Raw genomic sequence first — 25,551 nt, 5'->3', positions numbered from 1 at the left:
AGTTGGCATTGTTGGTACCGCCGCCGTCCTGTGCCTCAGCGCGTACGTAGTCGCCTCCCTGGCCGCCATTGCCATAGTTGTTTTCCTGGAAATTGCCGCTGGCCTCATCAAATCCGTACTGGTACCAGACATCGTGCATGATATTGTTCCAGTAGAACAGGTTGGTGATGGCCGCATCCTGGTAGCCGATCGGGATACGCTTTTTGGCAAAAACCTTCCCAGCAACCAGATCGTGGACAGGCTCAAAGGTTTCAAAGGCACACAGGTAATGCTCGGTGTATACAGAAAATGGACGGACGAATACTTCAACGTCAACATCAAAAGGGACCGCATACCTATTAAAAGTGTTGATGCCTATTACATGCTTACTCAGAACATGGGATATATTAAAATCAACCGTTTTGCGGAAACCACATATCGCGAATTCAGGGATGCCATCAGGGAACTTCAGCAACAGGGGGCAATTAAACTCGTTCTCGACCTAAGGGACAATCCAGGAGGATACCTGGGAATAGCCGAACAGTTGGCAGACGAATTTCTCCCGGATGGAAAACTCATACTGTTTACGAAAAACAAAAAAGGACAGGTAGACAGCACCTATGCCACGGCCAAGGGCAGTTTTGAGGACAAACCTGTGTATGTCCTGATCAACGAGCGCTCGGCTTCCGCGAGTGAGATCATAGCCGGCGCCCTACAGGATAACGATATAGGGACCATTGTGGGCAGACGCTCTTTTGGAAAGGGTTTGGTGCAAAGGGAAATGGAATTGGGCGATGGTTCTGCGGTGCGCCTTACCGTTTCGCGATATTACACGCCTACAGGTCGCTCCATTCAGCGCGATTACCAGAACGGTACACGGGATTATTACCATGAATTTTCTGAGCGTTATCATTCAGGAGAACTGGTCTCGGTGGATAGTATCAAAGTGGCAGACTCGCTAAAATTCAAAACCCCCAAAGGAAAGATAGTCTATGGTGGAGGGGGAATCGTTCCGGATGTGTTTGTGCCTATCGGATCCAACCAGGAAGAAGCTATTGAAGCTCTCGAAAACCGCGGTTTCTTTGGCAGGTTCATTTTTGAGCATCTGGAAGAAGACCGTACCCGATATGACAGTTATACAAGCGATGCCTTCTACAACGGCTTTAAAGTAGACGACATCCTCTTTCAACGTTTTATTGATTATGTGGATTCCCTGAAAGTGCGCCTTGATTTTTACCAATACGAGGACATGATCAAATTATACCTCAAGGCCAACCTTGCCGAACAGTTGTTCTCCTCAAACCTGCACGCCAAAATCAAAGGCAGCGCAGATCCCATGTTAAAAGAAGTACTTACAGTAGATCAGCCTACCATACAGCAGGGGTCGGACACAGAATTTTTACCAGATTAATCAGAAGACGGTTACTACTTGTCCAGCTTATCCTCAATCTTTTTTGAAGTAGTATAAATCAAGAGCAAAACAATAGCACACAGGGCGGCAACGATCCCAATTATGGCTATGATACTCTTTCCTTCAAGGGGTTGTTGATAATCCACAAGCGTGGCGTTATAGGCAATAAGCCCAATAGCGAGGATCAGCAGGATGATAACAACTGTTTTGTTCATAGTACATTTTTACAGGTCGGTGATGAACTTAAAAGAGGGCATTTACATTGGTAGCAAAAAGCTTAACTGCGATCGCCAGTAGGATCACACCAAATACCTTGCGGATAACACTAAGGCCATTATTTCCAAGGATCCTGCCAATTCTGCCAGAGGATTTCAACACCAGATATACAAAGATAGTATTAATGATGATCGCAACGATGATATTCTCAACATGAAACTCTGCCCGCAGGGCGAGTATTGAAGTCATGGTACCTGCACCGGCAATCAGTGGGAAGGCTATAGGCACAATAGAAGCTGTTTCGGGCTTGTCATCTTTGTGAAGGTTAACCCCCAGGATCATTTCGATCGCCAGGAAGAAGATGACGAAGGCCCCTGCCACGGCAAAAGAATTCACATCTACCCGAATCAGATTCAGTATTTCCTCTCCCACAAAGAGGAAGGCTACCATGATACTGGCAGCAACTATTGAGGCTTTCTCAGACTGTATATGCCCTACCTTTTCCCTTAGGCTGATGATGATAGGAACACTGCCCACAATATCAATCACAGCAAATAGGATCATGCTGGCGGTGGCAATTTCCCGTACACTAAAATTCAATTCCATTTGTCCTTAAAAATATTCGTGCAAATGTACGTGTTCATGGAGAAATTGGATCTTTTCAAACAGAAAATTATCAAGGTTGGTTGCCGTCCTATCCCTATCTTTGCCCTCAAATTAAAACGCCATGTTTCAACTCGGTACTACCCTGGTTTCTGAAGAGTTGCTGGAGCAGGATTTTGTATGTAACCTAACCGCCTGTCAGGGGATTTGCTGTGTGGAAGGGGAGGCCGGTGCCCCGCTTGAAACAGAGGAGACCGCCATCCTTGAGGAGATATATCCGAAGGTAAAACCATTTTTAAGGCCGGAAGGAATTACAGCCATTTCCTCCCAGGGGACCTTTGTTAAAGGTGCAGACGGGGAGTGGGAGACGCCTTTGGTCAACAATAAGGAGTGTGCCTATGTGGTCTTTGACGAAAAAGGCATCGCTAAATGTGGGCTTGAAGCCGCCTATGAAGAAGGGGCTACACAATGGAAAAAACCCATCTCCTGCCATTTGTATCCGGTTCGGATTAAGGAATACAGTAAACTTACGGCTGTCAACTACCATAAGTGGCACATCTGCAGCCCGGCCTGCTCCCTCGGCAAGAGCCTTGAAGTTCCAGTGTACAAATTCGTTAAAGAAGCCCTGGTCAGGAAATTTGGAGAAGACTGGTACCAGGAGCTGGAACAAGTGGCCAATGAACACCTCAAATCGTAGGCAGGTGCATGATCACCTTTGTCCCGGCAGGTTTTTTATGATCATCAAAAAGATCCACAATTTCCAGTTTGAAAGTATGCTGGTAATCCCTTGAGAAATTCGCCAGGCGTTCCTTGGTGATGTCAATGCCCACGGATTTGCGTTTGAGCACCCTGCTTTTTTTCAATTTCTCGGCAACTTCCCGGCCTACGCCGTTATCGGTAATCGAGATTTCGATAAACCCTTTTTTCTTCCTGCGTACTTTAATAAGTATAGACTTTTCCCCTTTCTTGGGAGAAAGCCCGTGCCAAAGTGCGTTTTCCAAAAAGGGTTGCAGGATAAGCGAGGGCACCTTAACCAGATGGGGATCAATTTCCGGTTCCATTTCAATCTTGAAATCGATTTCATTGGAAAACCGGATGTTTTCAATATTCATGTACAGGTCCGCCGTTTCCAGCTCTTCAGCCAAGGGGATTTCCCGTACCGATGAGGCGTCCAGGATCTTGCGTACCAGTTTTGAAAACTTGTTGAGGTAATGAACCGCATGTTTTTGTTCATTATTGATGATATACAGTTTTATCGAATTCAGGGAATTGAACAAAAAATGGGGATTCATCTGGCTCCTGAGCAGGTTTTGCTCCAGGCTTAGCATTTTCTTCTCGTTGTTGAGCTGATATTGCCTGTACAGGATGTAGAGGATCAAAGTAAAAAGTGCCAATAGCAAACCGCTGACAACAAGGGTGGTTTGGTTACGCCTCAACCTTAACTTAACGATTTCGTTTTCGCGTTCCAGGGTTTGGATCTGGTTGTTTTTCTTCTCTGTGTCATACCGGATAATGACGTCATTGAGGTAGTTCATGTTGACATCGTTGTACACCCGTGCTTCGTAATCCTTGGCCAGCTTAAAAAACTTCAGGGCTTCCGTGGGATTCCCCCTCAGGCGCTCCAGCTCAGAAAGTAAGGCATATCCCCGGGCGGTTAATCCCAGCAAATTATAACCTTCGGATAGTTGCAATCCGTTCCTCAGGCTCCGTGCGGCCTCCTGGTAGCTGCCATTCCGGGTGAGGGCCCACCCCAGGTTGAGGTAAAGGGAGGTGGTAATAAACTGGTCACCGATTTTTTCTGCGGTAGCAAGGGTGGGCCGGAGGAGTTCTAAGGCCTCTTTATGTTTTCCCTGCTGTATGTAGATCTCTGCGATCCCATTGTTGCAAATGGTTTTCCCGCTTTCAGAACCAATTTCCTCGTCGTATCCCAGCGCAATCCTGTAATTTTCGAGCGCAGCTTCCAGCTTACCCTGTGCTTGCAGGCAGTCGCCTATGTTTTGATGGTTTACCGCCATCCCCCTTTTGTTCCCGATTTCCGTTTCGAGCTGCAGGGAGCGTTCGAATTGGGATATGGCCCGGTCATATTGTTTCAGGGTCTGGTACATGTTCCCTATGCTATTGAGGGAAACGTTGATGCTCCTTTTTATTCCCAGCGAAGGAGATTCGATGGTTTCTGCCAGTTCCAGGGCTTCCTGGCAATAATCCAATGCCGTTTTAATGGCCTCTTTTCGCCTGTACACCACACCCAGCATATTCAGGCTGAATATCCTGAATTCGATGTTGTTGGCCTCAACTGCATATTCCAATGCCTTCTGGTGCAATTCTATAGCCCTGTCATACTGAGAAATATTCCGGAATTTTGTGCCTAACTGGTTATAGGCGTAGGTAAGTCCGTCTGGATAATTTGCGGCGATCGCCTGTTCAATAAAATAACCCATCAGGACCGTATCCCTGCGGTTAGGCCTTAAGAGCCCATCAATACCTCTGTATGTGACAGGCCGGGTAGTAAGCAGGCTGTCGACATTAGCCCTAAAGTCATCCGGAATATCCTGTGCCCGTAATGGGATGTACAGGAACAGTATGATCAATGACAGGCAGGAAAATTTAGAGTGCAATAATGGCATCTGAAAGGCTTATATCATGTCCAGAAAATCCGATTTTTTCTGGCGGGAAACGGGTATTTTATGATTAGATTGTAGAATTACATACCCGTCTGTCCTGATAAACTCCTTTATTTTACTGAGGTTGATGATATAGGAATTGTGTATCCTGAAGAAGGTATCCTTGGGCAGGATTTCATTGACTTCTTTCAACTTCTTCGTAAGCACCAGTTTCTGGCCGTCATTCAGGTAAATTGTACTGTAATTGCCATCTGATTCTGCATACAGAATCTCGTCGTTTTCCAGGAAAATCAGCTTGCCGTCTGTATTAAAGGTGATCTTCTTGTTGGCAGAGCGGGCATTGAACTTTAGGATAAGATTTTCCAGCCGTTCCGCACTGTAATTTTTGGCATTGAATTTTTTGATTTTGGTGATGGTGTCTTTTAAATCGTCAGAATCAATGGGCTTCAATAAATAATCAATGGCTTCATTTTTCAACGCCTTGAGGGCATATTGGTTATATGCTGTTGTAATTACAACCGGAAAGGATTTATTCTTGAGTTTCTGGATAAACTGGAATCCGTCCATTGTAGGCATCTCAATATCCAGAAACAGGCAATCAGGCACATTGAGTTCAAGATAGGAAAGGGCTTCATAGGGATCTGTAAAGCTAGCAACAACATCTATTTCGTCACTAAAGTTAGTGAGTTCCCAGGCCAGGCTCTGCAGGGCTTTTTCTTCATCGTCGACAATAACGGCTTCTAACATGGCACCACAATATATATAAGGTAAGGTAGGTAAAAATAGACTATTGGTTGAGTTGTGCCCCTGGAAATTGTATTAAAGGCAGGTAAATCCGTGTGATCGACCAAAAATTGGTCAATATTTACCATTCATAGAACTTTTGTGCACCTGAAAGCATTTTTTTCCGGTTTAGGAATACCTTGACGAATTTTATAATTGCTGTTAATCAAACTGTTATTTGTTCATAGGGCAAAATCAACAGCTGCCATTCACACAAGTTTTGCACCCGTTTACACAAAACAATGGGGCGTTTTGGAGGCGAAGGTATAAACTTGTTGATGTTATTAGAAAAGCTGTAGCCCTGTCAGGAATAACAACCTAACCAAGATTATGAAAAAGAGCGCTATATTTTTTGTTATTTTCCTCCTTGCTTTGCTGGTGGCTGTGATTACAGAGCGTCAGGAAAAAAAGGACTTTCCTTCAGACGTAGTTATGGGGGAAGAAACTACTGCACAAAGTTTAAATTCCAACCTGAATCTCGAGGTTCCGAAATAGACGATCCCAGCAAACCCCAAAACATGATGCCCCAAAAACTCCGAAACCGACTCAAGCTAGGCTTATGGGTAATTTTGCCATTCCTGCTTCATTCCTTTATCTCAAATGGCCTCTCGGATAATTCACCGAATATTGAAGCCGGAACCTGCCATTTCACATCCATAGGTGCGTTAAATACCGAACTTCAGGGAAAAGCAACTTTTACTCAGGACGAAGTGATATCGGAAAATGGCCATCTCTTAGCTACATTACGGCTGGATTTCATGACCGGAAAGGAATCGACTGAAAGCCCAATACAGTTCCTGATCTCCGTAGATGCGAATAAGGAGGCTATTACAACAGGTACGTACAACATAAGCAGATATATCAGCGGTTTCATTGACAATTTTGACGGGGTATTTGGGTATGCCAACCTCAGCATGCTGGGAGAAACTCCATTATTTACCCGAAAAGGTCAGCTTGTGATTACGGATAAGAGTGCTGATGCTATTGCTGGCACCTTGGATGTCATTTTAGAAGATGTACAGGGAAAAGCCCTACATTTAAAGGGAAACTTTAGTGCCCTTGGCAATTAAAATGGGCGTGTGTATCCCAAAACTGGCATTCCTGTATCACAGAACACGGTGATAAGTAACAGGTTTAAGTGCGGTCTCTGGTAGAGGCGTTATATTAAGTAACTCCTTGCCGTATTGCAGAAAATGCCGCTTGGATTACAATTTGGGGCGACCACTTTTTTGGTCATAGTTGTGCTCGATTTTAGGTTTCGGGGGAACTACCTGGATCGGCAACCAATGAGTGATTTGAGTAAGGCACTGCAGGCCGCACTTTTTTATTTTTTCCTCTCCATAGCTTTTTGAAAGGCATATTCCTGGAAGATCTACATCCCGGGAATCAATGATCCTTTTGATCGCGTCTGCCACAGCATAAAAATCCAGAAATAGAAAGTTCCTTAAAGTAAGGTTGCAGGGTGTTTTTAGTTCTGTTCACGTTTCCTGCGTTTTAGCAACCGGCAAAACCAGAGAGTATATAAAAAGATACTTTTTGGTCTAAAAATATTACCCTGGGAGGAACCTAAATCCTTCCAAAAGTTATTACTTCCTTCAAAGGCAATAGCTGCCTGTGCCCAGCCTAGATTTCAACATTCTGTGTTAAAAACTTTGGAAGCTATTTGCCCAAACCGACTTTACAATTTGATAACATTTTTAAATATTTGTTAGCCCAACTCGCTTGTAGTTTCACCCATCATTAATACCTAAAAAAAGTAAAGCATATGTCAGCAGCTGTAGAACCCATTTTGCAGGAAAATAAGGATCGATTTGTAATATTTCCCATCGAACATCACGACCTCTGGGACTGGTATAAAAAATGTGAGGCTTGTTTCTGGACAGCCGAAGAAATAGACCTTCAACAGGACCTTACCGATTGGAACAACAAATTGAATGACGACGAACGTTATTTCATAAAACACATCCTGGCTTTCTTCGCAGCTTCAGATGGTATTGTAAATGAAAACCTGGCGGAAAACTTCGTAAACGAGGTACAGTATTCAGAAGCCAAGTTCTTTTACGGTTTCCAGATAATGATGGAAAACATCCATAGCGAGACCTATTCCCTATTGATCGACACCTACGTGAAAGACGAAAAAGAAAAGAATATTCTTTTTAAAGCGATCGAGAATTTCGAGGCGATAAAGAAAAAGGCAGACTGGGCACTTAAGTGGATAGAGTCTCCGAGTTTCGCCGAGCGGCTTATCGCTTTTGCAGCTGTAGAGGGTATCTTTTTCTCCGGGGCTTTCTGTTCCATTTTCTGGTTGAAGAAAAGAGGACTAATGCCCGGCCTTACCTTCTCCAATGAGCTGATATCAAGGGATGAGGGAATGCACTGTGACTATGCTGTTCACCTGCACAATAATCACCTTGTAAACAAAGTACCTAAAGAGCGCATCACGGAGATCATTGTAGATGCCCTTAATATAGAGCGCGAATTCATAACCGAGTCGCTTCCTGTAAGCCTCATCGGGATGAATGCCAAACTCATGACCCAATACCTGGAGTTCGTAACCGACCGCCTGCTGGTGGAATTGGAGTGCGATAAGGTGTACAACGCCACAAATCCATTTGACTTTATGGATATGATCTCCCTGCAAGGGAAAACCAATTTCTTTGAAAAACGCGTGTCTGAATATCAAAAGGCAGGTGTTTTGAACAAGGAAAAGAACACCGATTCCCAGAAAATCAGCTTCGACGCAGATTTCTAGGATCCCCAAGGTTAAGGAAGCCCTATGACTACATAGGGTGTCCTGTGCCTTAACATCAGATGTTAAACTTTTTAACATTTATTCAACCGAAAGAACACTAAATAATTGTAGCAAAAAATGTTTGTAGTAAAGAGAGACGGAAGGAAAGAACCGGTCATGTTCGACAAGATCACGGCCAGGGTTAGAAAATTGTGTTATGGCCTTAACGGTCTGGTCGACCCTGTAAAAGTCGCCATGCGGGTTATTGAGGGATTGTATGACGGAGTTACCACTTCTGAACTCGATAATCTGGCCGCTGAGATCGCAGCCACCCTGACCACCACGCATCCGGATTACGCCAAACTGGCTGCCCGCATTTCCGTTTCCAACCTGCATAAGAATACAAAAAAGTCATTTTCGGAAACCATGCGTGACCTTTACGAATACGTAAATCCACGCACCGGGAAAAAGGCACCCTTGCTTTCTGATGAGGTCTACAAAGTGGTGATGGAAAATGCCGAGAAATTGGATTCCACCATAATTTACAACCGGGATTTTGGCTACGATTATTTCGGTTTTAAAACCCTGGAACGCTCCTATCTGCTGAAGTTAAACGGACAGATCGCAGAACGTCCACAGCACATGCTCATGCGGGTTGCGGTAGGTATCCACCTTGACGATTTGGACGCAGCCATCGAGACCTACGAGCTGATGTCCAAGAAGTATTTTACACACGCGACCCCTACCTTATTCAATTCGGGAACCCCTAAACCACAGATGTCGTCCTGTTTTCTGCTGGCTATGCGCGAAGATAGTATTGATGGCATTTATGACACCCTGAAGCAGACAGCAAAGATATCACAGTCTGCAGGGGGAATAGGTTTGTCTATACACAACGTTCGTGCAACCGGTTCCTACATCGCAGGGACCAACGGCACCTCAAACGGCATTGTTCCCATGCTTAGGGTATACAATGACACCGCCAGATATGTGGATCAGGGGGGTGGTAAACGCAAAGGAAGTTTTGCAATCTATGTAGAACCCTGGCATGCGGATATTTTTGATTTTCTGGAGCTTAAGAAAAACCATGGTAAGGAGGAAATGCGTGCGCGCGACCTGTTCTATGCGATGTGGATCCCTGACCTCTTTATGAAGCGGGTGGAAGCAGATGGTGACTGGACCCTGATGTGTCCAAATGAATGTCCCGGCCTGTTCTCAAGCCATAGCGAAGAGTTTGAAAAGCTCTACACAACCTATGAAGCAGAAGGCAAAGGCCGAAAAACCATCAAGGCAAGGGAACTTTGGGAGAAGATTCTCGAATCCCAGATTGAGACCGGAACCCCGTACATGTTGTACAAGGATGCAGCTAATCGCAAGAGCAACCAACAGAACCTGGGGACGATCCGCTCTTCCAACCTTTGTACGGAAATCCTGGAATACACTTCAAAAGATGAGATCGCGGTCTGCAACCTGGCCTCCATCGCCCTTCCTATGTTTGTCAAGAATGGTGAATTTGACCACCGGGAATTGTATAAGGTAACCAAGCGGGTCACCAAAAACCTCAACCGGGTGATCGACAGGAATTATTATCCGGTTCCGGAAGCCAAGAATTCGAATATGCGACACCGGCCAATTGGTCTTGGTGTGCAGGGGCTTGCCGACACCTTTATCATGCTCCGGCTTCCCTTCACTTCGGATGAGGCGAAGAAACTCAACCAGGAGATTTTTGAAACCCTTTACTTCGCAGCCGTAACCGCCTCCATGGAATTGGCTAAGGAAGAGGGCAAGTATTCCTCATATGAAGGATCTCCTATCTCCAAAGGACAGTTCCAGCATAACCTGTGGGGAATAAAAGACGAAGAACTATCCGGACGATGGGATTGGGGGAAACTCCGTAACAACGTTAAAAAACACGGCGTGAGGAACTCCCTGTTAGTGGCTCCAATGCCTACGGCCTCCACTTCTCAGATCCTTGGAAATAATGAGTGTTTTGAACCCTATACCTCGAACATCTATACGCGAAGGGTGTTGTCCGGGGAGTTCATAGTTGTGAACAAACACCTGTTGGAAGATCTGGTAAAACTTGGCCTCTGGAATGAAGCAATGAAGCAGGAATTGATGCGGGCCAATGGCTCCATACAACATATCGATGCCATTCCGGAAGAGATCAGGGAGTTGTACAGAACTGTATGGGAGCTCAGTATGAAGGATATCATTGATATGTCCAGGCAAAGGGGGTATTTCATTGACCAGAGCCAGTCGCTCAACCTGTTCATGGAAAATGCCAATTTTGCCAAGCTCACATCCATGCATTTCTATGCCTGGAAGAGCGGCCTGAAGACGGGGATGTACTACCTCAGGACAAAGGCCGCAGTGGACGCCATCAAGTTTACACTGGACAACACTAAGAAAAAAGAAGTGCCGGTGAGCGTAGCAGCTGAAGCGGAAGTAGCTGCTGCTGCCCCAAAGGCAGCTTCGGAACTCAAAGTGAAGACATCACCAGTAAACAAAACTGCAGAAACGGACGTGGAACCCATGTCGGCTGAAGAGATGAAAGAATTAATAGCCAGGGCAAAGGAAGGGCAGGCTGATGACGACTGCCTGATGTGTGGTTCATGATGATAGGAATTCCAGGAATGGAAGGAACCGTCTAGATCGCCTTAATAATTAGTGTTTATTGAGCGAAAAACACCCGGGAGGAGTCCTCACCTCACTAAAAGGACTCAGACCAGGGTGTTTTGTTTTTATAAAATATGATAAGCACAATGGGGGGATACTCCTCATTGAGAAGCGCCAATATCTTGAAGTATTGATGAAGAATAGGATCTTCAGTCTTTAAAGAGCGGTCGAATAACTACAGAGGATAAAATGAACATGACCGCATATACACATAAAATGACAATGTAATAATCCATAATCAGCAATAAATAGGGAACATCTATATTAAGTACGGAACAAATGCGGATTTGGATTATGAAAATGATTAAAAACCCTGTGTAAACTGTTAAAATTCACTAAAACAGCCATCCAACGAGCTCTGATGCTGTTTTCAACCCAATAAACAACAAAGAAAGGGTGATGATTATCACCTAGAGAAAGGCATCTACTTCGCGATAAGCGGCAATCACCCGTTCTTCGCCAGCTTTGCCTGGAAGGGAGTTCCCGTGTTCCATACCTAATATCCCTTCATAGCCCTTGTCATGAATCAACTTAAAGATGTTTTTGTAGTTGATTTCTCCGGTAGTGGGCTCGTTTCTTCCAGGATTGTCCCCAATCTGAAAATAAGCGATCTCGTCCCAACATGTTTCTATGTTCGGGATTAAATTACCTTCTTGAATTTGTTGATGATAGATATCGAAAAGGATCTTACAGGAAGGTGAGTCCACAGCCTTACAGATCTCATACGCCTGTGGCGACTCCGTAAGGAAGAGTCCAGGATGGTTCCTGAAATTTAAGGGCTCCAAAACCATAACCAGGCCATGGGGTTCTAATATGGCAGCGGCTCGCTTCAGTGTTTCTACTACATTAGCAGTCTGATATCCCATGGACAGCCTGAGGTCCTGGTGCCCGGGCACTACGGTCATCCACCTGGCCTTAACCCTTTTGGCCACTGTGATGGCATTCTGAATATCTGCGAGAAATTCTTCCCGTTTATCAGCATTCCCGGATGCCAGGTTGGGTTCCGTCCAATAGATCTTGTGTGCTACGAAAACCCCCATCCTGAGGTTCCGGGCGTTCATGGTCGCAGCCATTTTTTCCTGTAGCGCAACAGGCCTTCCCGCCATACCATTATCTTCAAAAGCCCTGAAACCCTCATCAGCCATAAAGTTAAGCTGTGCGATAGGGTCTTTTCCGGCATGCTCTTCAAACATCCCCAGGTGTGGGGCATAGTTCAGGTTGAACGTCTCCCTGGATGAGGCAGGGGGAAACCACGCGCTGTATCCTGTAAAGGGGATCAGCGATGCCAATCCCCCGGCCAGGCCGGATTGCTGTATAAACGTTCTCCTTTTCAAAGGTCTAGAATTGAGGGGACCAAACCCGTCCCCCGGTTAGTTCATTGATATCTGCACAAGGTATGTTTTCTCCAGGAACAGGGGCATAAGGTAAAACTTCCTCTCCTACATATTCCGAGTTCCTGTAAGCCCATATGGCAAAGTCCCTGAGCATAGGGGCCAAATTGGAGTTGGCAACGGCAGGATCGAGCGCTGCTTCTTCCCCTTTGAACCTCGCTTCCATGTAGGCCCTCATGGCTTCCGAATTTGCCCTGGCCTTTTCAGGATCAGGCACCTGTAGTGCTGTGGTGAGGATGGGCTCAAGATCTTCCGCGCTAAGCTCGGCGACCAATTCCTTTCCGGAGGCCTGAAGGGCACTCTCTGTAAATTTCCCCATCAGCATACGAATAAACTCCTGTTGCTGTTCGGGCATGACCTCATCTATATAGCGGTCAATAAAAATATGGACATTTACTTCCGAGGCTGATGGCGTATCAGTTTTAGGAAGGAGGACATCCACCACTTGGGTAAGCACCTTTCCTTCTTCCCGGGTTAAAAAGCGGGGGGTCCAGGTCGCAGCTACCTCCTCTTTACAACTGTTGAGTAAACTGATGACGGTGGGCGTGGCTACAGTGAATCCCATAGCCCACCCCATATTTTTTAGTGCTTTTCTTCTTTCCATTAGAGTACTCCTTTTTTAAGTTGTTCTGCCGCATGGTTTGCAGCCCTTGCTGTAAAGGCCATATAGGTAAGCGACGGATTAACACAGGAAGCTGAGGTCATAAAAGCCCCGTCTGTTACATACACATTTTTTACTGCATGGATTTGGTTGTAGCCATTTAAGACCGAAGTTTTAGGGTCCCTTCCCATACGGGCAGTGCCCATTTCGTGTATCCCGAGTCCAAGGGCACCGGGCCGATCATACGCCTCTACATCCCGCAAACCTGCCTTGGTGAGCATGTCCACGGCCTGTTCCTTCATATCCTCCCTCATTTTCCATTCGTTTTCGCCAAATTCAGCATCGAAGGTAACGGTGGGCAAGCCCCACTTATCCAGTTTGTCGTAATCCAGGGTCATGCGGTTGTCTTCGTTGGGCAGCACTTCCCCAAAACCAGACATTCCAAATTGCCAGCCTCCTGGTTGCAGGATGGCTTCCTTTAAGGCCTTACCGTGCGATAATTCAGCAATAGTATCCTGCCAGTTGTCCCTGCTGGCAGCACCCTGATAACCATACCCACGGATGAAGTCTTTGGTATCTGACTTCCCGCCCAGGTTGCGGAAACGTGGCAAATAGATTCCACCAGGGCGTCGCCCCTTGTAATATTTATCCTCGAAACCGTCATACTTACCTGTTGCACCTGCATCGAGGTGGTGGTCCATGATATTCCTTCCCAACTGGTCAGAATCGTTCCCCATACCGTTCGGAAAACGATCGGATTTTGACTGCATCAGGATGGCAGTTGAGGCTATGGCAGAGGCACATAGGAAGATTACCTTGGCTTTGAATTCAAATTCCTCCTTGGTCTCCCGGTCGATTACCTTAACACCTGTAGCTTTTTTTGTATCGGGATCATAGATTACCTCGTGAACAATGGAATCCGGACGCAGGGTCAGGTTCCCGGTGCGTTCAGCAGCTGGCAGGGTGGAAGAAAGGCTGCTGAAATAAGCGCCAAAAGGACAACCTCGCATGCAGCGGTTACGGAACTGGCAGCGGTTACGGCCTTCGTACCTTTTATCGCTGTTGATATGTGCCACACGACCAGAGGTCATAAACCGATCATCGTATTCTTCCAGAAGTTTTTCACGGATGTGCTGTTCCAGGCAGTTCAGTTTTATCATCGGTTCAAACTTCCCGTCAGGGAGCTGTGGCAAACCAAGCATTTCTCCCGCAACCCCTATGTAGGACTCCACCTTGTCATACCATGGGGCGATATCTTTGTAGCGCACCGGCCAATCCACAGCAACACCTTCGATTTTGTTGGCCTCAAAGTCCAGTTCGCTCCAGCGGTAGCTATGACGCCCCCAGGTAATGGAGCGTCCGCCTACGTGGTACCCACGCATCCAGTCGAACCGCTTGATCTCATTATAGGGGTGTTCCAGGTCATTGACGAACCAGTGTCTGTGGTCTTTTCTTGTGGTGTAACCCGTCCTGGCCTGCTTTAATTGTGTGGCTTGTTCTTCCCGGGTAGGGGTGCCGGCATGGTCAAAATCCCAGGGGTCCATATTGGCGGTAGTATAGTCTTTTATATGCTCTACCATGGGACCTCTTTCCAATATGAGCGTCTTCAATCCGTTTTCACATAATTCTTTTGCCGCCCAGCCTCCACTGATACCCGTACCAACAACAATGGCGTCGTAAGACGCCTGTTCCTCATTGTAATAAAATTTACTCATGAAAGTGCTTCCGTTTTCGGATAAATAGATTCTAAATATAAAATTATTTTTCTACATTTAGCAGTACCCCTTTTGGTTCGGGAGATTTCCAAAGCGCTCCTTATTTGGGGGCCTTATACCATGTAATTAATAACCTGTTATCATGATAAACAAAACTGTAATCAACAAGAGTCTTGTCTGTTTATTTGCCGTCGTATTCACGGCTTTTTCCTGTAAGGATGTAAAGAAATCTGAGGAAGCAGCTGCAACGGAGGAGGAAGTCACTAGTTCCGAAACTCCGGATTTTCAATTGTCCCTGGCCCAGTGGTCTATTCACAGAATGATCTGGGACGGTACGGATCCTTACTCATTTGCCGAAAAGGCCCACGAATGGGGATTTACGGGACTTGAGTATGTGAGCCAGCTTTACAATAAGGAACTGGAAGCTGCAGGTTACTCAAAGGAAGCCATGGATAATTTTGTCGCTAAATCCAATGCTGAGGCAGAAAAATACGGGCTTACTAACCTGATCATTATGATAGACGGTCAGGGCGACCTGGCCACCACAGATGCCGCCGAGCGAAAAGAAGCGGTGGAAAATCACTTCAAGTGGGTGGATGCCGCCGCTGATATGGGGTGCCACTCCATCAGGGTGAATTTATCCGGAAGCCAGGATCCCGATGAGTGGGTTGCGAATTCAGTTGACGGACTTACTCAGCTCGCCACCTATGCCAGGGACAAGAACATCAATGTAATCGTAGAGAACCACGGTGGGCTCTCGTCGAATGCTGCCTTGCTTGCAAAGGTAATGGAGACGGTGAATATGGAAAATTGTGGCACCTTACCGGATTTTGGGAATTTCTGTATACGGAGGAACGATCCTTCCGATTACCGAAGCGGATGTGCTGAGATGTACGATTTGTATAAAGGAGTGGAAGAATTGATGCCATTTGCAAAAGCAGTGAGTGCCAAATCGCATAATTTTGATCAGGACGGTAATGAAACTGAAATCGATTATTCAAGAATGCTTCAGATCGTAAAGGATGCAGGATACTCAGGTTACATAGGAGTGGAGTATGAGGGCAGTGAATTGGGAGAAGAGGCCGGTATCATTGCCACCAGGGATTTGATCCTGCGTAGCGCTGAAACCCTGCAATAAAGAGTTGGGAAGGTGATGAAGGCATTCTTCCATCAACTTTTTGATTATAACTTCTATTGTAACCGGAAGTATATAGAAGCCTGCCTTCAAATGAAGTCGGTTCCTGAAGAGTGCATACGCCTGTTCAGTCATATCCTGAATGCACACCACCTCTGGAATGCCCGTATCGGAAATGCCCCTACCAAACTGGAAGTCTGGCAGCTCCATAAGGTTGAAAACTGGGAGGCGCTGCACTATGAGAACCAGAGGACTTCTTTTGGCATTATCCGGAATGCCGATGACTTTGAAAAAAGAATAGACTATGAAAATTCTGAAGGGCGCCGGTATACCAATGCCCTTCAGGATATACTTTTTCATATAATCAACCATTCCACACACCACAGAGCCCAGATTGCTGCAGTATTCAGGAAGCATAAACTAGAGCCTCCGGGATTGGACTATATTTTTTATAAGCGCTGATCCAGGCAAACCATGAAAACAACCATAAAATTGCAGTTGTCTCTGATGATGTTCCTCGAATTTTTTATCTGGGGCGGCTGGTTTGTTACCATGGGGATCTATCTGCCCAATACCTTAAAATCTTCCGGGGCGGAGATTGCACTGGCCTATTCCACACAGTCCTGGGGCGCAATTCTTGCCCCATTTATTATCGGCCTGGTTGCAGATCGCTATTTTAATGCCGAACGGATTTTGGGGATCTTACACCTGGTAGGGGCGTTTTTGATGTACCAGATGGCCAATGCTCAGGAATTTGTCGTTTTTTATCCCTATATCCTGGGCTATATGATCTTATATATGCCCACTCTGGCGCTGGTTAATTCCGTGTCTTTTAACCAAATGGATAATCCGGCAGAGCAGTTTTCCCTGGTCCGCGTTTTTGGTACCCTGGGCTGGATTGTGGCCGGTCTTGTCATCAGTTATGTTTTCCAGTGGGATGCTGAAGAAAATGTGGCCCAGGGGATGCTGAGGAATACCTTCCTCATGACAGCCCTGGCCTCTGCAATTCTTGGAATTTTTAGTTTTACCCTCCCCAAAACACCTCCTAAGGTAGATCGTTCCGAAAAGGTTTCAATTTCGCATATCCTTGGCTTGGAGGCCTTAAAACTTCTCAAAGATCGCAACTTCCTGGTGTTTTTTATTGCTTCTATCCTGATATGTATCCCCCTGGCTTTTTATTACCAGCACGCCGGACAGTTCCTGGGGGAGATCGGGGTGAGTAACCCGGCTGGAAAAATGACTATCGGTCAGGCATCCGAAGTTGTATTTATGCTCTTGCTTCCCCTTTTCTTTGCGAAATATGGATTTAAGAAAACCATTCTCTTCGGAATGTTTGCCTGGACCCTGAGGTATGTCTTGTTTTCCTATGGCAATGCTGATGAATTGGTCTTTATGCTATTGATAGGTATTGCCCTGCACGGGATTTGTTATGACTTTTTCTTTGTGTCGGGCCAAATCTATACCGAAAGCAAGGCGGGCCCAAAGTATAAAAGTGCAGCCCAGGGCCTAATTACATTGGCCACTTATGGCCTGGGTATGCTCATAGGGTTTTGGATTGCTGGTGAAATAACCGACTTCTATGCATCTGGGGAGAATAGCCATGACTGGGCAGGTATTTGGATAATTCCAGCGGTTTTCGCCCTTGTGGTATTTGTCTTGTTTGCCTTGTTATTTAAGAATGAGAAAGTAGTCTTTAAACACTAATTTTAAGTACAGTTATATGCCTAAGAAAATCAGACTGGGAATAATAGGAGGCGGGGGCGATTCGCTTATAGGGGTGTTGCACCGGGTGGCGTCTTTTATCAATGACAACTACGAGATTGTTGGTGCAGTTTTTACAGCAGACTTTGAACAAAACCTCGCTTTTGCAAAGGAAATCGATCTGCCTACCAACCGTATCTACAAGGATTTTGACACTTTAGTCGAGGAAGAAGTAAAGCTGCCGCCAGAAGAGCGTATTGAAGTCTGTTCCGTACTTACACCCAATTTTCTGCATTTCCCAATGGCCAAGAAATTACTGGATCATGGCTTCCACGTGATTTGTGAAAAACCAATGACCACTACGCTAGATGAGGCCAAACAACTTGCAGATGCCCACAAGAAAGCAGGGACGGTTTTTGCGCTTACCCATACCTACACCGGATACCCCATGGTGCGTCAAATGCGGGAAATGATAAAGGCCGGGGAACTGGGAAAAATACACAAGGTGGATGCCCGGTACTACCAGGGATGGATCAATTCTGTAATCCACGACCCAGAGCAGCGTTCCAAGGTATGGCGCCTGGACCCCAGAAAGGCCGGGATCAGTTCCTGTATTGGAGATATTGGCGTCCATGCCTTCAATATGGTGGAATACACCACAGGACTGGAGATCAAATCCATCCTATCCGATTTCAATTACCTGTATGATGATAACCAAATGGATGTAGACGGCACCATTTTGATACGTATGGGAAAACATGTGAAAGGGGTCATTCGCAGCAGTCAGGTGGCTACCGGCGAAGAAAATGGCTTGGCGATCAGCATATACGGGGAAAAAGCAGCCTTGCGCTGGGAACAGGAACGGCCAAATTTCCTCTATAAGATCAGCGATACAAGCCCTGCGGAGATCTACAAACCCGGGCATGCGTATAATTCAGCCCTTTCCCTTGATGGCACAAAGCTTCCCCCTGGGCATCCCGAAGGGATCTTTGACGCTATGGCAAACATCTACCTGGGCGCCGCCAGGGCCATAAGGGGTGAAGCGTATAATGACGGGGAGTTTCCCACCATGCGTGATGGGGTGCGCGGATTAAATTTCATAGAAGCTACAGTGGCCTCTCATAAAGGAGGGAATGTATGGATAGACCTGGAATGATGCCTTTTGAAGCTTTCCGGCCTTAGACCGGGTAAACCTTTTCAAAGATCTCGCAAACCACGATCATACTCTCACGCGGTTCCCTGGAGTACGGGGCCAGTTCCCTTTTATAGAACTCCCAGTGATATTGCTTCCAGGAATCCAGTGAGGCATCCCCATCCATTTTTGCATAGGACTCCCGGATACTAAAATAGGGTTTCAGGCGCACGCCAACGGTCCGGACAATTCCCTGTGCCCTGCCATTCCAGTCGGTCACCACAGTGAAATCCCCAATCTTGGGCAGGCGCTCCTTTCTCAGTTGTAGACCCAGCAGGGAATGGGAAGTAGCCCTTTTATTTCCGGAGAGTACGCGTTTAAGACTGTTCTGGCAGTCTGCTTCGTTGTCCCCAAAGTGGGTTACACGGGGCTCGTCTGCAAAGGCATATTCGAGGTGGGTGTCCAGGAAATCACCCCACATATTTCGGGCTGATGCATTATCCATACGTATAGGTTTTTAGGGGATTTGGGTAAAGTGGGCCAGTAAGCGAAGGAATATCCGTAAAGGGATTACAATTTGGTCTTCCCGGATAGCAAAGCAATGTGGCCCGAAACTGCATATAGACTGTTTTAATTCTTTCCTATTTCCTATATTTATAACTCGCCCTTCCGGGAGGTAATAATGCCCCTTTAATTCAATAAATATAGGGTATTATTCTGAAACCATATAACCAAATAACAAACAGTTAAACGCATACCGACCTATGAAAACCATAAAAGGCCCCGCCGTATTTCTTGCCCAGTTTGTAGACAGCCAAGCCCCCTTCAATTCCCTGGATGGAATGTGTAAATGGGCGGCAGATCTGGGGTATAAGGGGATACAGATCCCTACCTGGGAGCATTTTTTGATTGACCTGGACAAGGCAGCCGAAAGCCAGGACTATTGTGATGAACTGAAAGGCAGGATCAATTCCTATGGACTTGAAATCACAGAACTCTCCACCCACCTGCAGGGACAGTTGGTCGCTGTGCACCCTGCCTACGACCTGATGTTTGATAATTTCGCTCCTGATGCGGTAAAAAATAACCCCAAAGCCCGCACAGAATGGGCAGTAGACGTGGTTAAAAAAGCAGCAACGGCCAGCAGGCGGTTGGGCCTCAAGGCGCACGCTACATTCTCCGGGGCATTGCTATGGCATACCTGGCACCCCTGGCCGCAAAGGCCTCCCGGACTTGTTGAAATGGGTTTTGAAGAGTTGGCCAAAAGATGGCTTCCCATTCTCGATCATTTCGATAAGGAAGGGGTAGATGTATGTTATGAAATCCATCCCGGGGAGGACCTTCATGATGGGGATACCTTTGAGCGATTCCTTGAAGCTACAGGAAATCACAAGCGCGTGAACATCCTGTACGATCCCAGCCATTTTGTTTTACAGCAACTGGATTATATCACCTATATCGACCATTACCATGAATTCATCCGTGCCTTCCACGTAAAAGACTCCGAATTTAATCCAACAGGTAAAAAAGGGGCTTTTGGAGGGTACAACGACTGGGGTGACCGTGCAGGGCGCTACCGCTCCCTGGGCGATGGGCAAATCGACTTCAAGACGATCTTTTCCAAGCTTACCCAGTATGGATGCGATGTCTGGGCGGTCATGGAATGGGAATGCTGTATTAAAAGCCCGGAACAGGGCGCCCGTGAAGGGGCCAGGTTTATCCAGGACCATATCATAGAAGCCACAGAAAAAACCTTTGACGACTTCGCCGGAGGTGATATCGATCAGGATATGCTCAAGAAAATTCTAGGTAACTAATTTTTGCAGATGAAATATTTAATTGTAACACTCGCCCTGTTCTTTTCTTCTGGGCCGCTCTTTTCCCAGCAACCAGAAAAACAAAAAGGCGAATCTGAGGTAATTGTCCACAAAGAATATCTGGGGGAAGAACCTACTACCCCTAAGGCCACCGAACTGTATGAACCAGTTCCCCCTAAGGTAGACCCTAAAGGGCAGAATGGGGTGCCCTCTGATGCGATCGTGCTCTTTGACGGTTCCAGCCTGGATGCCTGGATCAGTTCGCGGGATAGTACAGAGGCCGACTGGCACTTGAACGATGACGGCAGCATGACGGTGAAGAACAGGGCCGGGGATATACAGACCAGGCAAAATTTCGGCAGTATACAGCTGCATATAGAATGGCGCTCCCCGGCCGAGGTACAGCGGAATGGGCAGAACCGGGGAAACAGTGGGGTATTTCTAAACAATTTGTACGAGGTGCAGGTACTGGACAACAATGACAACGATACCTATGTAAACGGACAGGTGGGGTCGATTTACAAACAACACATCCCCCTGGCCATGGCATCGGTCCCTTCAGGGGAATGGAACAGTTACGATATTATTTACCATGCCCCGGAATTCAATGAGGCCGGACAAAAGGTAAAATCAGGGACCATGACGGTGCTGCACAACGGGGTGTTGATACAGGACCATGTGGAGATCAAGGGCACCACACCCTATATAGGATGGCCTAAAAACCCGCCCCATGGCAAAGGCCCGTTAAGGCTACAGGACCACCAGGACAACAGCCGGGTGAGTTATCGAAACATTTGGGTACGTGAGCTTTGATATGGACTGGGGACTGCTAATTGGAATATTATTGCCAGCCGTATTGGTGCTTCTTTCAGGGTTCCTATGGCAGCGATTCCCACCAAAAAAGATCAATTATATCTATGGGTATCGTACCCAAAGAAGTATGCGGAACCAGCAAACCTGGGATTATGCCAACCGCATTGGTCCGGTCATGTTTATTAGAACCGGTATATGTCTAATTGTAATTGGTGTTTTGGCCTATTGGTTCACAGAGAGCAAGACCGCTATTTTTATCAGTGTTGTGGCCATGGTGGTGGGATTAATTGCGGGTGTCATCGCTTGTGAAATGAAGCTTGCCCAACATTTTGACGAGAAGGGAAATCCAAAGGTGTAAGGGCAATTTTAATTAACTTTAGCCAAATTACTTGATATATGATCCAATCCATGACCGGTTTCGGGAAGCATGTAGTACAACTTCCGGATAAGAAAATAACGGTGGAAATCAAATCCCTCAACAGCAGGAACCTGGACATGAACGCACGGATGCCCCTGGCTTACCGCGAAAAAGAATTGGAATTCCGTCAGAAGATAGCAGCGGTGTTACAGCGGGGGAAAATAGATTTGGGCCTGTATGTGGAAATAACCGGTGAAGAATCCAGTTCCCAGATCAATAGCGGGGTAGTAAAAGGCTATATGAAACAGCTCTCGGATATTGTTTCCGGGGAGGAAATCAAGATGCTGGAAATGGCCCTGAGGTTGCCGGATGCCATAAAGACGGAGAAGGAAGAAATTGATGAGGAGGAGTACGGAGTAATACATGAAGCCCTTGAGGCCGCCCTGTCAAAGATCAATACCTTCAGGACCGAAGAAGGCAAGGCCCTGGAACGCGATTTCCTGAACAGGATCCAAGAAATAAAATCGCTGTTGGAGCAGGTTGCAGAGATGGATAAAGACAGGCTGGGGACTATTCGGGAACGTCTGGACAAAGCAGTGGCGGATTTGAGGACAGAGGTTGACCCCAACCGTTTTGAGCAGGAGTTGATCTACTACCTTGAAAAATATGACATTACAGAAGAAAAAGTCCGCCTTGCGAACCACCTGGACTACTTTCTGACCACGATGGGGGCCGCAGGGGCAAATGGAAAAAAACTCGGGTTCATCGGACAGGAAATAGGGAGGGAAATAAATACCATAGGCTCCAAAGCCAATTATGCCCCAATGCAACAGCTGGTGGTGCAGATGAAGGATGAACTGGAGAAGATCAAAGAACAAATGTTAAACGTACTCTGATGGAGGGCGGTAAGCTCATTATATTTTCAGCACCTTCCGGAAGTGGAAAAACCACTATTGTGCGCTATCTCCTGGAACAACCAGAACTCAATCTGGCCTTCTCTATTTCAGCGACCAGCAGGGCCAGAAGGGGTAAGGAAATTCATGGTGAGAACTATTACTTCATGTCCATTTCTGAATTCAAAAACCACATCAAGAATGGGGATTTTCTGGAATGGGAAGAGGTGTACCGGGACAATTTCTACGGAACCCTGATGAGTGAGGTGGAGCGTTTATGGGAGGAGGGCAAAAATGTAATTTTCGATATTGACGTCGCCGGGGGCTTGCGGATCAAGAAAAAATACCCGGAGCGTACCCTGGCTGTATTTGTAAAACCCCCCAGTGTAGACGAGCTGAAGATACGGCTCAAGAAAAGAAGCACAGAGAGCGATGAAAAGATCAACATGCGAATTGCCAAAGCTTCGGTAGAACTGGCGACGGCCCCTCAATTTGATAAGATCATAAAGAATTACGACCTCGATCAGGCACTAAGGGAAGCCCATCAGCTGGTGGCGGAATTTGTCGGGGCGGAATATACCCCAGGGGAAAAGCAATCCTCCTCTGAGGAGTAGATAAGGTCAGCAGGAGCATGAAGAAAATCGGTCTATATTTCGGCACGTTTAATCCCATACATATCGGCCACCTGGTGATCGCAAATTACCTGGTGGAGTTTTCGGACCTTGATGAGGTCTGGTTTGTCATCACCCCGAGGAGCCCTTTTAAAGTAAAGCAGTCCTTACTTGAGGACCACCACAGGTATCAGATGGTCTTTGAAGCCATAGCAGAGTACCCTAAGCTAAAGGCCAGCAAGGTGGAATTTTCCCTGCCTCAGCCTAACTATACCATAAATACATTGGTACATCTGGGGGAGCAGTTTGGGAAAACACATCGGTTTTGCCTCATCATGGGTGAAGACAACCTCCACACCTTCCACAAATGGAAGAACTACGAGGTGATCCTGGAAAATCACGAATTGTATGTATACCCGCGAATTTCTGCTAAAGAAGGCCCGGAACGGTTTAAGGGGCATCCGAAGATCCATCATGTTGACGCCCCGGTAATGGAAATCTCCTCCACCTTTATACGCAGGGAACACAAAGCGGGGAAGAACATCAGGCCCATGCTGCCGGAACCGGTCTGGAAGTATATGGATGAAATGAACTTTTATCGTTGAGGCCTGAGACTTACAGATGAGATTCCTGCAATGCAAAAGGTTCCGCCCGGATACCGAACGGAACCTTTCGTTCCCACAATACAGCTATAGCGGATAGCTAAAGCCTGCAATTGTTAGATACTGACTACAGGAATTCCCCGTCTTCATTCATTTTCACCCTAAGGACTTTGTCGCCATTCATCAACTTAAGTTTGTAAGTCTTTTTGGCCCCTTTGGTGTCAGTGTAAGAAACGCGATATACGTCTTTTACAATTTCCCAATTTGGATATCTTTTCAGAACGGCTTTTTTAACGGCATCGGGTAATGCAACATCGTTAAATTTTTCAATTGTCCTGATAATTTTTCCTTCAGGGTCATAAACAGCTACAAGCTTTCCATCAGGGATGTAAAATGATACGGTGTAGAAATCAAAATCATCCTCGTAGTAGTCTTTAGTGGTAACGTCGTACGCTGCTGCTTTGCGTTCCAGCATTTTAACAGGTATGGCAGCTTCTGTATTATCTACTTGATTCAAATACTTGTAATTTACCGCCATAACGACGACTTCTGATAACTCTTCTGTTTTCACTACCTGTGAAAATAAGGGGCTGGCAAGGCCAAGAACAAATAAACCAACAATAAATTTTTTCATGGATACGGGATTTAAATTCAGATTCTAACTAATTATGGTAATGAACTGCTGTAAATGTAGGTAACGCAAAAATCTGAACCTATGATATTGGTCAGTTCTCACCCGTTCCAATGATCCCTGTCACCTTTTTCAAAGGGAAAAGGACCCTGATGAACTTAAGGCGTGTTCGGCATAAGGGTATCCGTCCCCAGGTAGGTGTTGTCCTTGTTGTAATACCAGGCCCGTACTTTGGGCATGCGGATCCCCTGTATTTGCTCTTGTCCTTCAAGGAGGATATATTCCCCATCGTTCTTTGATTCATCATGGAAGAATTGATACACTTCCATGGCATAGGTTTTGGGATCGAAGTAAAAGTACCAGGTATCCTCCCCGACGGCTTTGTCATACGTTACCCGCAATACAAGGTATTCTTTCCCCTTAAAGGATTTTTTGCGTACCTGGGGATCTATTTGGGTGCCCGGATCCCGGAGCTTCATAGGCAGGCCGTAGAGATAGGTGTAATAGTCCTTCATCAGTTCCCCCCGTTCACAACTTAGCCGATGGGTGTTGGCTTCCTCTTTAGTGAAATTGGAGCTGCCGTTGAGCAGCAAATGACAATCGTTTTTATTCAGTTGATAGGTGGTTGTGGTGCCGCCCTGTTCCACTAGAAGTTTAAAGTAGGACTTGGGCAGGTGCAGGCTAATGTCGCTTATGCGTTGAGGTCTGTTGGGGCTGTCCATGACTACCCGGAACTGACCTTTGAACGTATTCCAATTAGATTCTGGATCGTGGTACTGAATGGCACGTTCAAGGAGTTCGCTTCCACTGAGTTGCTGAGTAAAGCCCTGGAAGGGAAGCATGGCGATGGATAGAATCATTAAAAATTTGACCATAGATGTACTTTTTTCAAGGCTCAAGATACGTAATCCGGTAACTTTACTTTAAATTAACGTAAAACTAACATAGCTGATAAAATCGGGGGTGTGCAATATGGAGTAACAGACATATTACAGCTATTAGGAGCACTTGGACTTTTCCTTTTCGGGATGAAGGTAATGAGTGATTCTCTGTTGAAATTGGCGGGGAACAGGATGCGGGCGATCCTGGCCACCATGACCTCCAACCGCTTTTTGGGCATAACCACAG

27 protein-coding genes and 1 pseudogene are annotated in these 25,551 nt (G+C 46.3%); 17 read left to right on the top strand and 11 right to left on the bottom strand.

The window, feature by feature from the left end; genetic code table 11:
* On the bottom strand, positions 1-142 hold a 142-nt coding region (locus tag AC4E7D_RS00505), incomplete at its 3' end, for a M36 family metallopeptidase (RefSeq protein ID WP_490171848.1).
* 30 nt (positions 143-172) lie between these two features.
* Between AC4E7D_RS00505 and AC4E7D_RS00500 the strand changes: the two are divergent.
* A pseudogene (locus AC4E7D_RS00500) lies at positions 173-1,390 on the top strand (S41 family peptidase); the annotation flags it as partial.
* Positions 1,391-1,404: 14 nt separating this feature from the next.
* On the opposite strand, the gene AC4E7D_RS00495 reads toward AC4E7D_RS00500, so the two are convergent.
* Positions 1,405-1,605, bottom strand: a complete 201-nt coding sequence (locus tag AC4E7D_RS00495; RefSeq protein WP_490171835.1) for a hypothetical protein — start codon at positions 1,603-1,605, stop codon at positions 1,405-1,407.
* A gap of 28 nt (positions 1,606-1,633) precedes the next feature.
* Complete coding sequence (locus AC4E7D_RS00490; protein WP_490171834.1) at positions 1,634-2,212, bottom strand: MarC family protein; 579 nt, start codon at positions 2,210-2,212, stop codon at positions 1,634-1,636.
* Between the two features lie 121 nt (positions 2,213-2,333).
* Here AC4E7D_RS00490 and AC4E7D_RS00485 point away from each other — a divergent pair, with 121 nt between their 5' ends.
* A complete protein-coding gene (locus AC4E7D_RS00485; protein ID WP_490171833.1) occupies positions 2,334-2,906 on the top strand; it encodes a DUF3109 family protein in 573 nt (190 codons plus the stop codon).
* Here AC4E7D_RS00485 and AC4E7D_RS00480 read toward each other — a convergent pair.
* Both AC4E7D_RS00480 and AC4E7D_RS00475 read right to left on the bottom strand, forming a co-directional pair.
* Positions 2,896-4,833 (bottom strand): tetratricopeptide repeat-containing sensor histidine kinase, encoded by a 1,938-nt coding sequence (locus tag AC4E7D_RS00480; RefSeq protein ID WP_490171832.1) that lies wholly within the window; start codon positions 4,831-4,833, stop codon positions 2,896-2,898. The genes AC4E7D_RS00485 and AC4E7D_RS00480 overlap by 11 nt on opposite strands.
* A 9-nt stretch (positions 4,834-4,842) precedes the next feature.
* Positions 4,843-5,577: a LytR/AlgR family response regulator transcription factor gene (locus AC4E7D_RS00475; protein WP_490171831.1), complete on the bottom strand. Its 735-nt coding sequence runs from the start codon at positions 5,575-5,577 to the stop codon at positions 4,843-4,845.
* A 366-nt stretch (positions 5,578-5,943) separates the two neighbouring features.
* Here AC4E7D_RS00475 and AC4E7D_RS00470 point away from each other — a divergent pair, with 366 nt between their 5' ends.
* The 4 genes from AC4E7D_RS00470 to AC4E7D_RS00455 all read left to right on the top strand — a co-directional run bounded on the left by AC4E7D_RS00470 (position 5,944) and on the right by AC4E7D_RS00455 (position 10,963).
* Positions 5,944-6,108 carry a hypothetical protein gene (locus tag AC4E7D_RS00470; protein ID WP_490171830.1) on the top strand — a complete coding sequence of 55 codons (165 nt, stop codon included), beginning with the start codon at positions 5,944-5,946 and terminating at the stop codon, positions 6,106-6,108.
* Between the two features lie 23 nt (positions 6,109-6,131).
* Positions 6,132-6,683, top strand: coding sequence for a hypothetical protein (locus AC4E7D_RS00465; RefSeq protein ID WP_490171829.1), 552 nt, complete (start codon positions 6,132-6,134; stop codon positions 6,681-6,683).
* A gap of 695 nt (positions 6,684-7,378) precedes the next feature.
* Positions 7,379-8,365: a ribonucleotide-diphosphate reductase subunit beta gene (locus AC4E7D_RS00460; protein ID WP_490171828.1), complete on the top strand. Its 987-nt coding sequence runs from the start codon at positions 7,379-7,381 to the stop codon at positions 8,363-8,365.
* Positions 8,366-8,482: 117 nt separating this feature from the next.
* Complete coding sequence (locus AC4E7D_RS00455) at positions 8,483-10,963, top strand: ribonucleoside-diphosphate reductase subunit alpha (protein WP_490171827.1); 2,481 nt, start codon at positions 8,483-8,485, stop codon at positions 10,961-10,963.
* Between the two features lie 470 nt (positions 10,964-11,433).
* Here the strand turns inward: AC4E7D_RS00455 and AC4E7D_RS00450 are convergent, their stop codons facing one another.
* The 3 genes from AC4E7D_RS00450 to AC4E7D_RS00440 are packed head-to-tail and all read right to left on the bottom strand — an operon-like array spanning position 11,434 to position 14,730.
* Positions 11,434-12,357, bottom strand: a complete 924-nt coding sequence (locus AC4E7D_RS00450; RefSeq protein WP_490171826.1) for a hydroxypyruvate isomerase family protein — start codon at positions 12,355-12,357, stop codon at positions 11,434-11,436.
* 4 nt (positions 12,358-12,361) lie between these two features.
* Positions 12,362-13,018, bottom strand: coding sequence for a gluconate 2-dehydrogenase subunit 3 family protein (locus AC4E7D_RS00445; RefSeq protein ID WP_490171825.1), 657 nt, complete (start codon positions 13,016-13,018; stop codon positions 12,362-12,364).
* Positions 13,018-14,730, bottom strand: a complete 1,713-nt coding sequence (locus AC4E7D_RS00440; RefSeq protein ID WP_490171824.1) for a GMC oxidoreductase — start codon at positions 14,728-14,730, stop codon at positions 13,018-13,020. Before AC4E7D_RS00440 ends, AC4E7D_RS00445 begins: the two co-directional genes overlap by 1 nt.
* Before the next feature lie 142 nt (positions 14,731-14,872).
* Here AC4E7D_RS00440 and AC4E7D_RS00435 point away from each other — a divergent pair, with 142 nt between their 5' ends.
* Genes AC4E7D_RS00435 through AC4E7D_RS00420 form a run of 4 tightly spaced genes read left to right on the top strand, consistent with a single transcriptional unit; the run spans position 14,873 to position 18,722 of the window.
* The gene (locus AC4E7D_RS00435) at positions 14,873-15,868 is read left to right on the top strand and encodes a sugar phosphate isomerase/epimerase family protein (RefSeq protein WP_490171823.1); all 996 of its coding nucleotides are present in this window, start codon (positions 14,873-14,875) and stop codon (positions 15,866-15,868) included.
* A gap of 15 nt (positions 15,869-15,883) precedes the next feature.
* Positions 15,884-16,327 (top strand): DinB family protein, encoded by a 444-nt coding sequence (locus AC4E7D_RS00430; RefSeq protein WP_490171822.1) that lies wholly within the window; start codon positions 15,884-15,886, stop codon positions 16,325-16,327.
* 12 nt (positions 16,328-16,339) lie between these two features.
* Entirely contained in the window at positions 16,340-17,569 is a 1,230-nt protein-coding gene (locus AC4E7D_RS00425; protein ID WP_490171821.1) for a nucleoside permease, read from the top strand.
* 16 nt (positions 17,570-17,585) lie between these two features.
* The gene (locus AC4E7D_RS00420) at positions 17,586-18,722 is read left to right on the top strand and encodes a Gfo/Idh/MocA family protein (RefSeq protein ID WP_490171820.1); all 1,137 of its coding nucleotides are present in this window, start codon (positions 17,586-17,588) and stop codon (positions 18,720-18,722) included.
* Positions 18,723-18,744: 22 nt separating this feature from the next.
* Here AC4E7D_RS00420 and AC4E7D_RS00415 read toward each other — a convergent pair whose 3' ends face one another.
* The gene (locus AC4E7D_RS00415) at positions 18,745-19,203 is read right to left on the bottom strand and encodes an ASCH domain-containing protein (protein ID WP_490171819.1); all 459 of its coding nucleotides are present in this window, start codon (positions 19,201-19,203) and stop codon (positions 18,745-18,747) included.
* Between the two features lie 259 nt (positions 19,204-19,462).
* On the opposite strand from AC4E7D_RS00415, the gene AC4E7D_RS00410 reads away from it, so the two are divergent.
* Genes AC4E7D_RS00410 through nadD form a run of 6 tightly spaced genes read left to right on the top strand, consistent with a single transcriptional unit; the run spans position 19,463 to position 23,795 of the window.
* Positions 19,463-20,515: a sugar phosphate isomerase/epimerase family protein gene (locus tag AC4E7D_RS00410; RefSeq protein ID WP_490171818.1), complete on the top strand. Its 1,053-nt coding sequence runs from the start codon at positions 19,463-19,465 to the stop codon at positions 20,513-20,515.
* Positions 20,516-20,524: 9 nt separating this feature from the next.
* Complete coding sequence (locus tag AC4E7D_RS00405; protein WP_490171817.1) at positions 20,525-21,328, top strand: 3-keto-disaccharide hydrolase; 804 nt, start codon at positions 20,525-20,527, stop codon at positions 21,326-21,328.
* On the top strand, positions 21,318-21,686 hold the full coding sequence (locus AC4E7D_RS00400) for an SdpI family protein (RefSeq protein WP_490171816.1): 369 nt from the start codon (positions 21,318-21,320) through the stop codon (positions 21,684-21,686). The genes AC4E7D_RS00405 and AC4E7D_RS00400 overlap by 11 nt, the downstream gene beginning before the upstream one ends.
* A gap of 38 nt (positions 21,687-21,724) precedes the next feature.
* Complete coding sequence (locus tag AC4E7D_RS00395; protein WP_490171815.1) at positions 21,725-22,582, top strand: YicC/YloC family endoribonuclease; 858 nt, start codon at positions 21,725-21,727, stop codon at positions 22,580-22,582.
* Positions 22,582-23,193 carry a guanylate kinase gene (gene gmk / locus AC4E7D_RS00390; RefSeq protein WP_490171814.1) on the top strand — a complete coding sequence of 204 codons (612 nt, stop codon included), beginning with the start codon at positions 22,582-22,584 and terminating at the stop codon, positions 23,191-23,193. The genes AC4E7D_RS00395 and gmk overlap by 1 nt, the downstream gene beginning before the upstream one ends.
* Positions 23,194-23,210: 17 nt before the next feature.
* Positions 23,211-23,795, top strand: a complete 585-nt coding sequence (nadD, locus tag AC4E7D_RS00385) for a nicotinate (nicotinamide) nucleotide adenylyltransferase (protein ID WP_490171813.1) — start codon at positions 23,211-23,213, stop codon at positions 23,793-23,795.
* A gap of 124 nt (positions 23,796-23,919) precedes the next feature.
* Here nadD and AC4E7D_RS00380 read toward each other — a convergent pair whose 3' ends face one another.
* Together AC4E7D_RS00380 and AC4E7D_RS00375 are read right to left on the bottom strand one after the other, a co-directional pair.
* Complete coding sequence (locus AC4E7D_RS00380) at positions 23,920-24,426, bottom strand: nicotinate-nucleotide adenylyltransferase (RefSeq protein ID WP_490171812.1); 507 nt, start codon at positions 24,424-24,426, stop codon at positions 23,920-23,922.
* Positions 24,427-24,581: 155 nt separating this feature from the next.
* Positions 24,582-25,298 (bottom strand): DUF6503 family protein, encoded by a 717-nt coding sequence (locus AC4E7D_RS00375; protein WP_490171811.1) that lies wholly within the window; start codon positions 25,296-25,298, stop codon positions 24,582-24,584.
* Positions 25,299-25,388: 90 nt separating this feature from the next.
* On the opposite strand from AC4E7D_RS00375, the gene AC4E7D_RS00370 reads away from it, so the two are divergent.
* Positions 25,389-25,551, top strand: a 163-nt coding sequence (locus AC4E7D_RS00370) for a hypothetical protein (RefSeq protein ID WP_490171847.1), incomplete at its 3' end; no start/stop codon positions are given.

Source organism: Lentiprolixibacter sp. (genome assembly GCF_982873095.1).
This window is presented reverse-complemented; position numbering and strand designations above follow the sequence as displayed.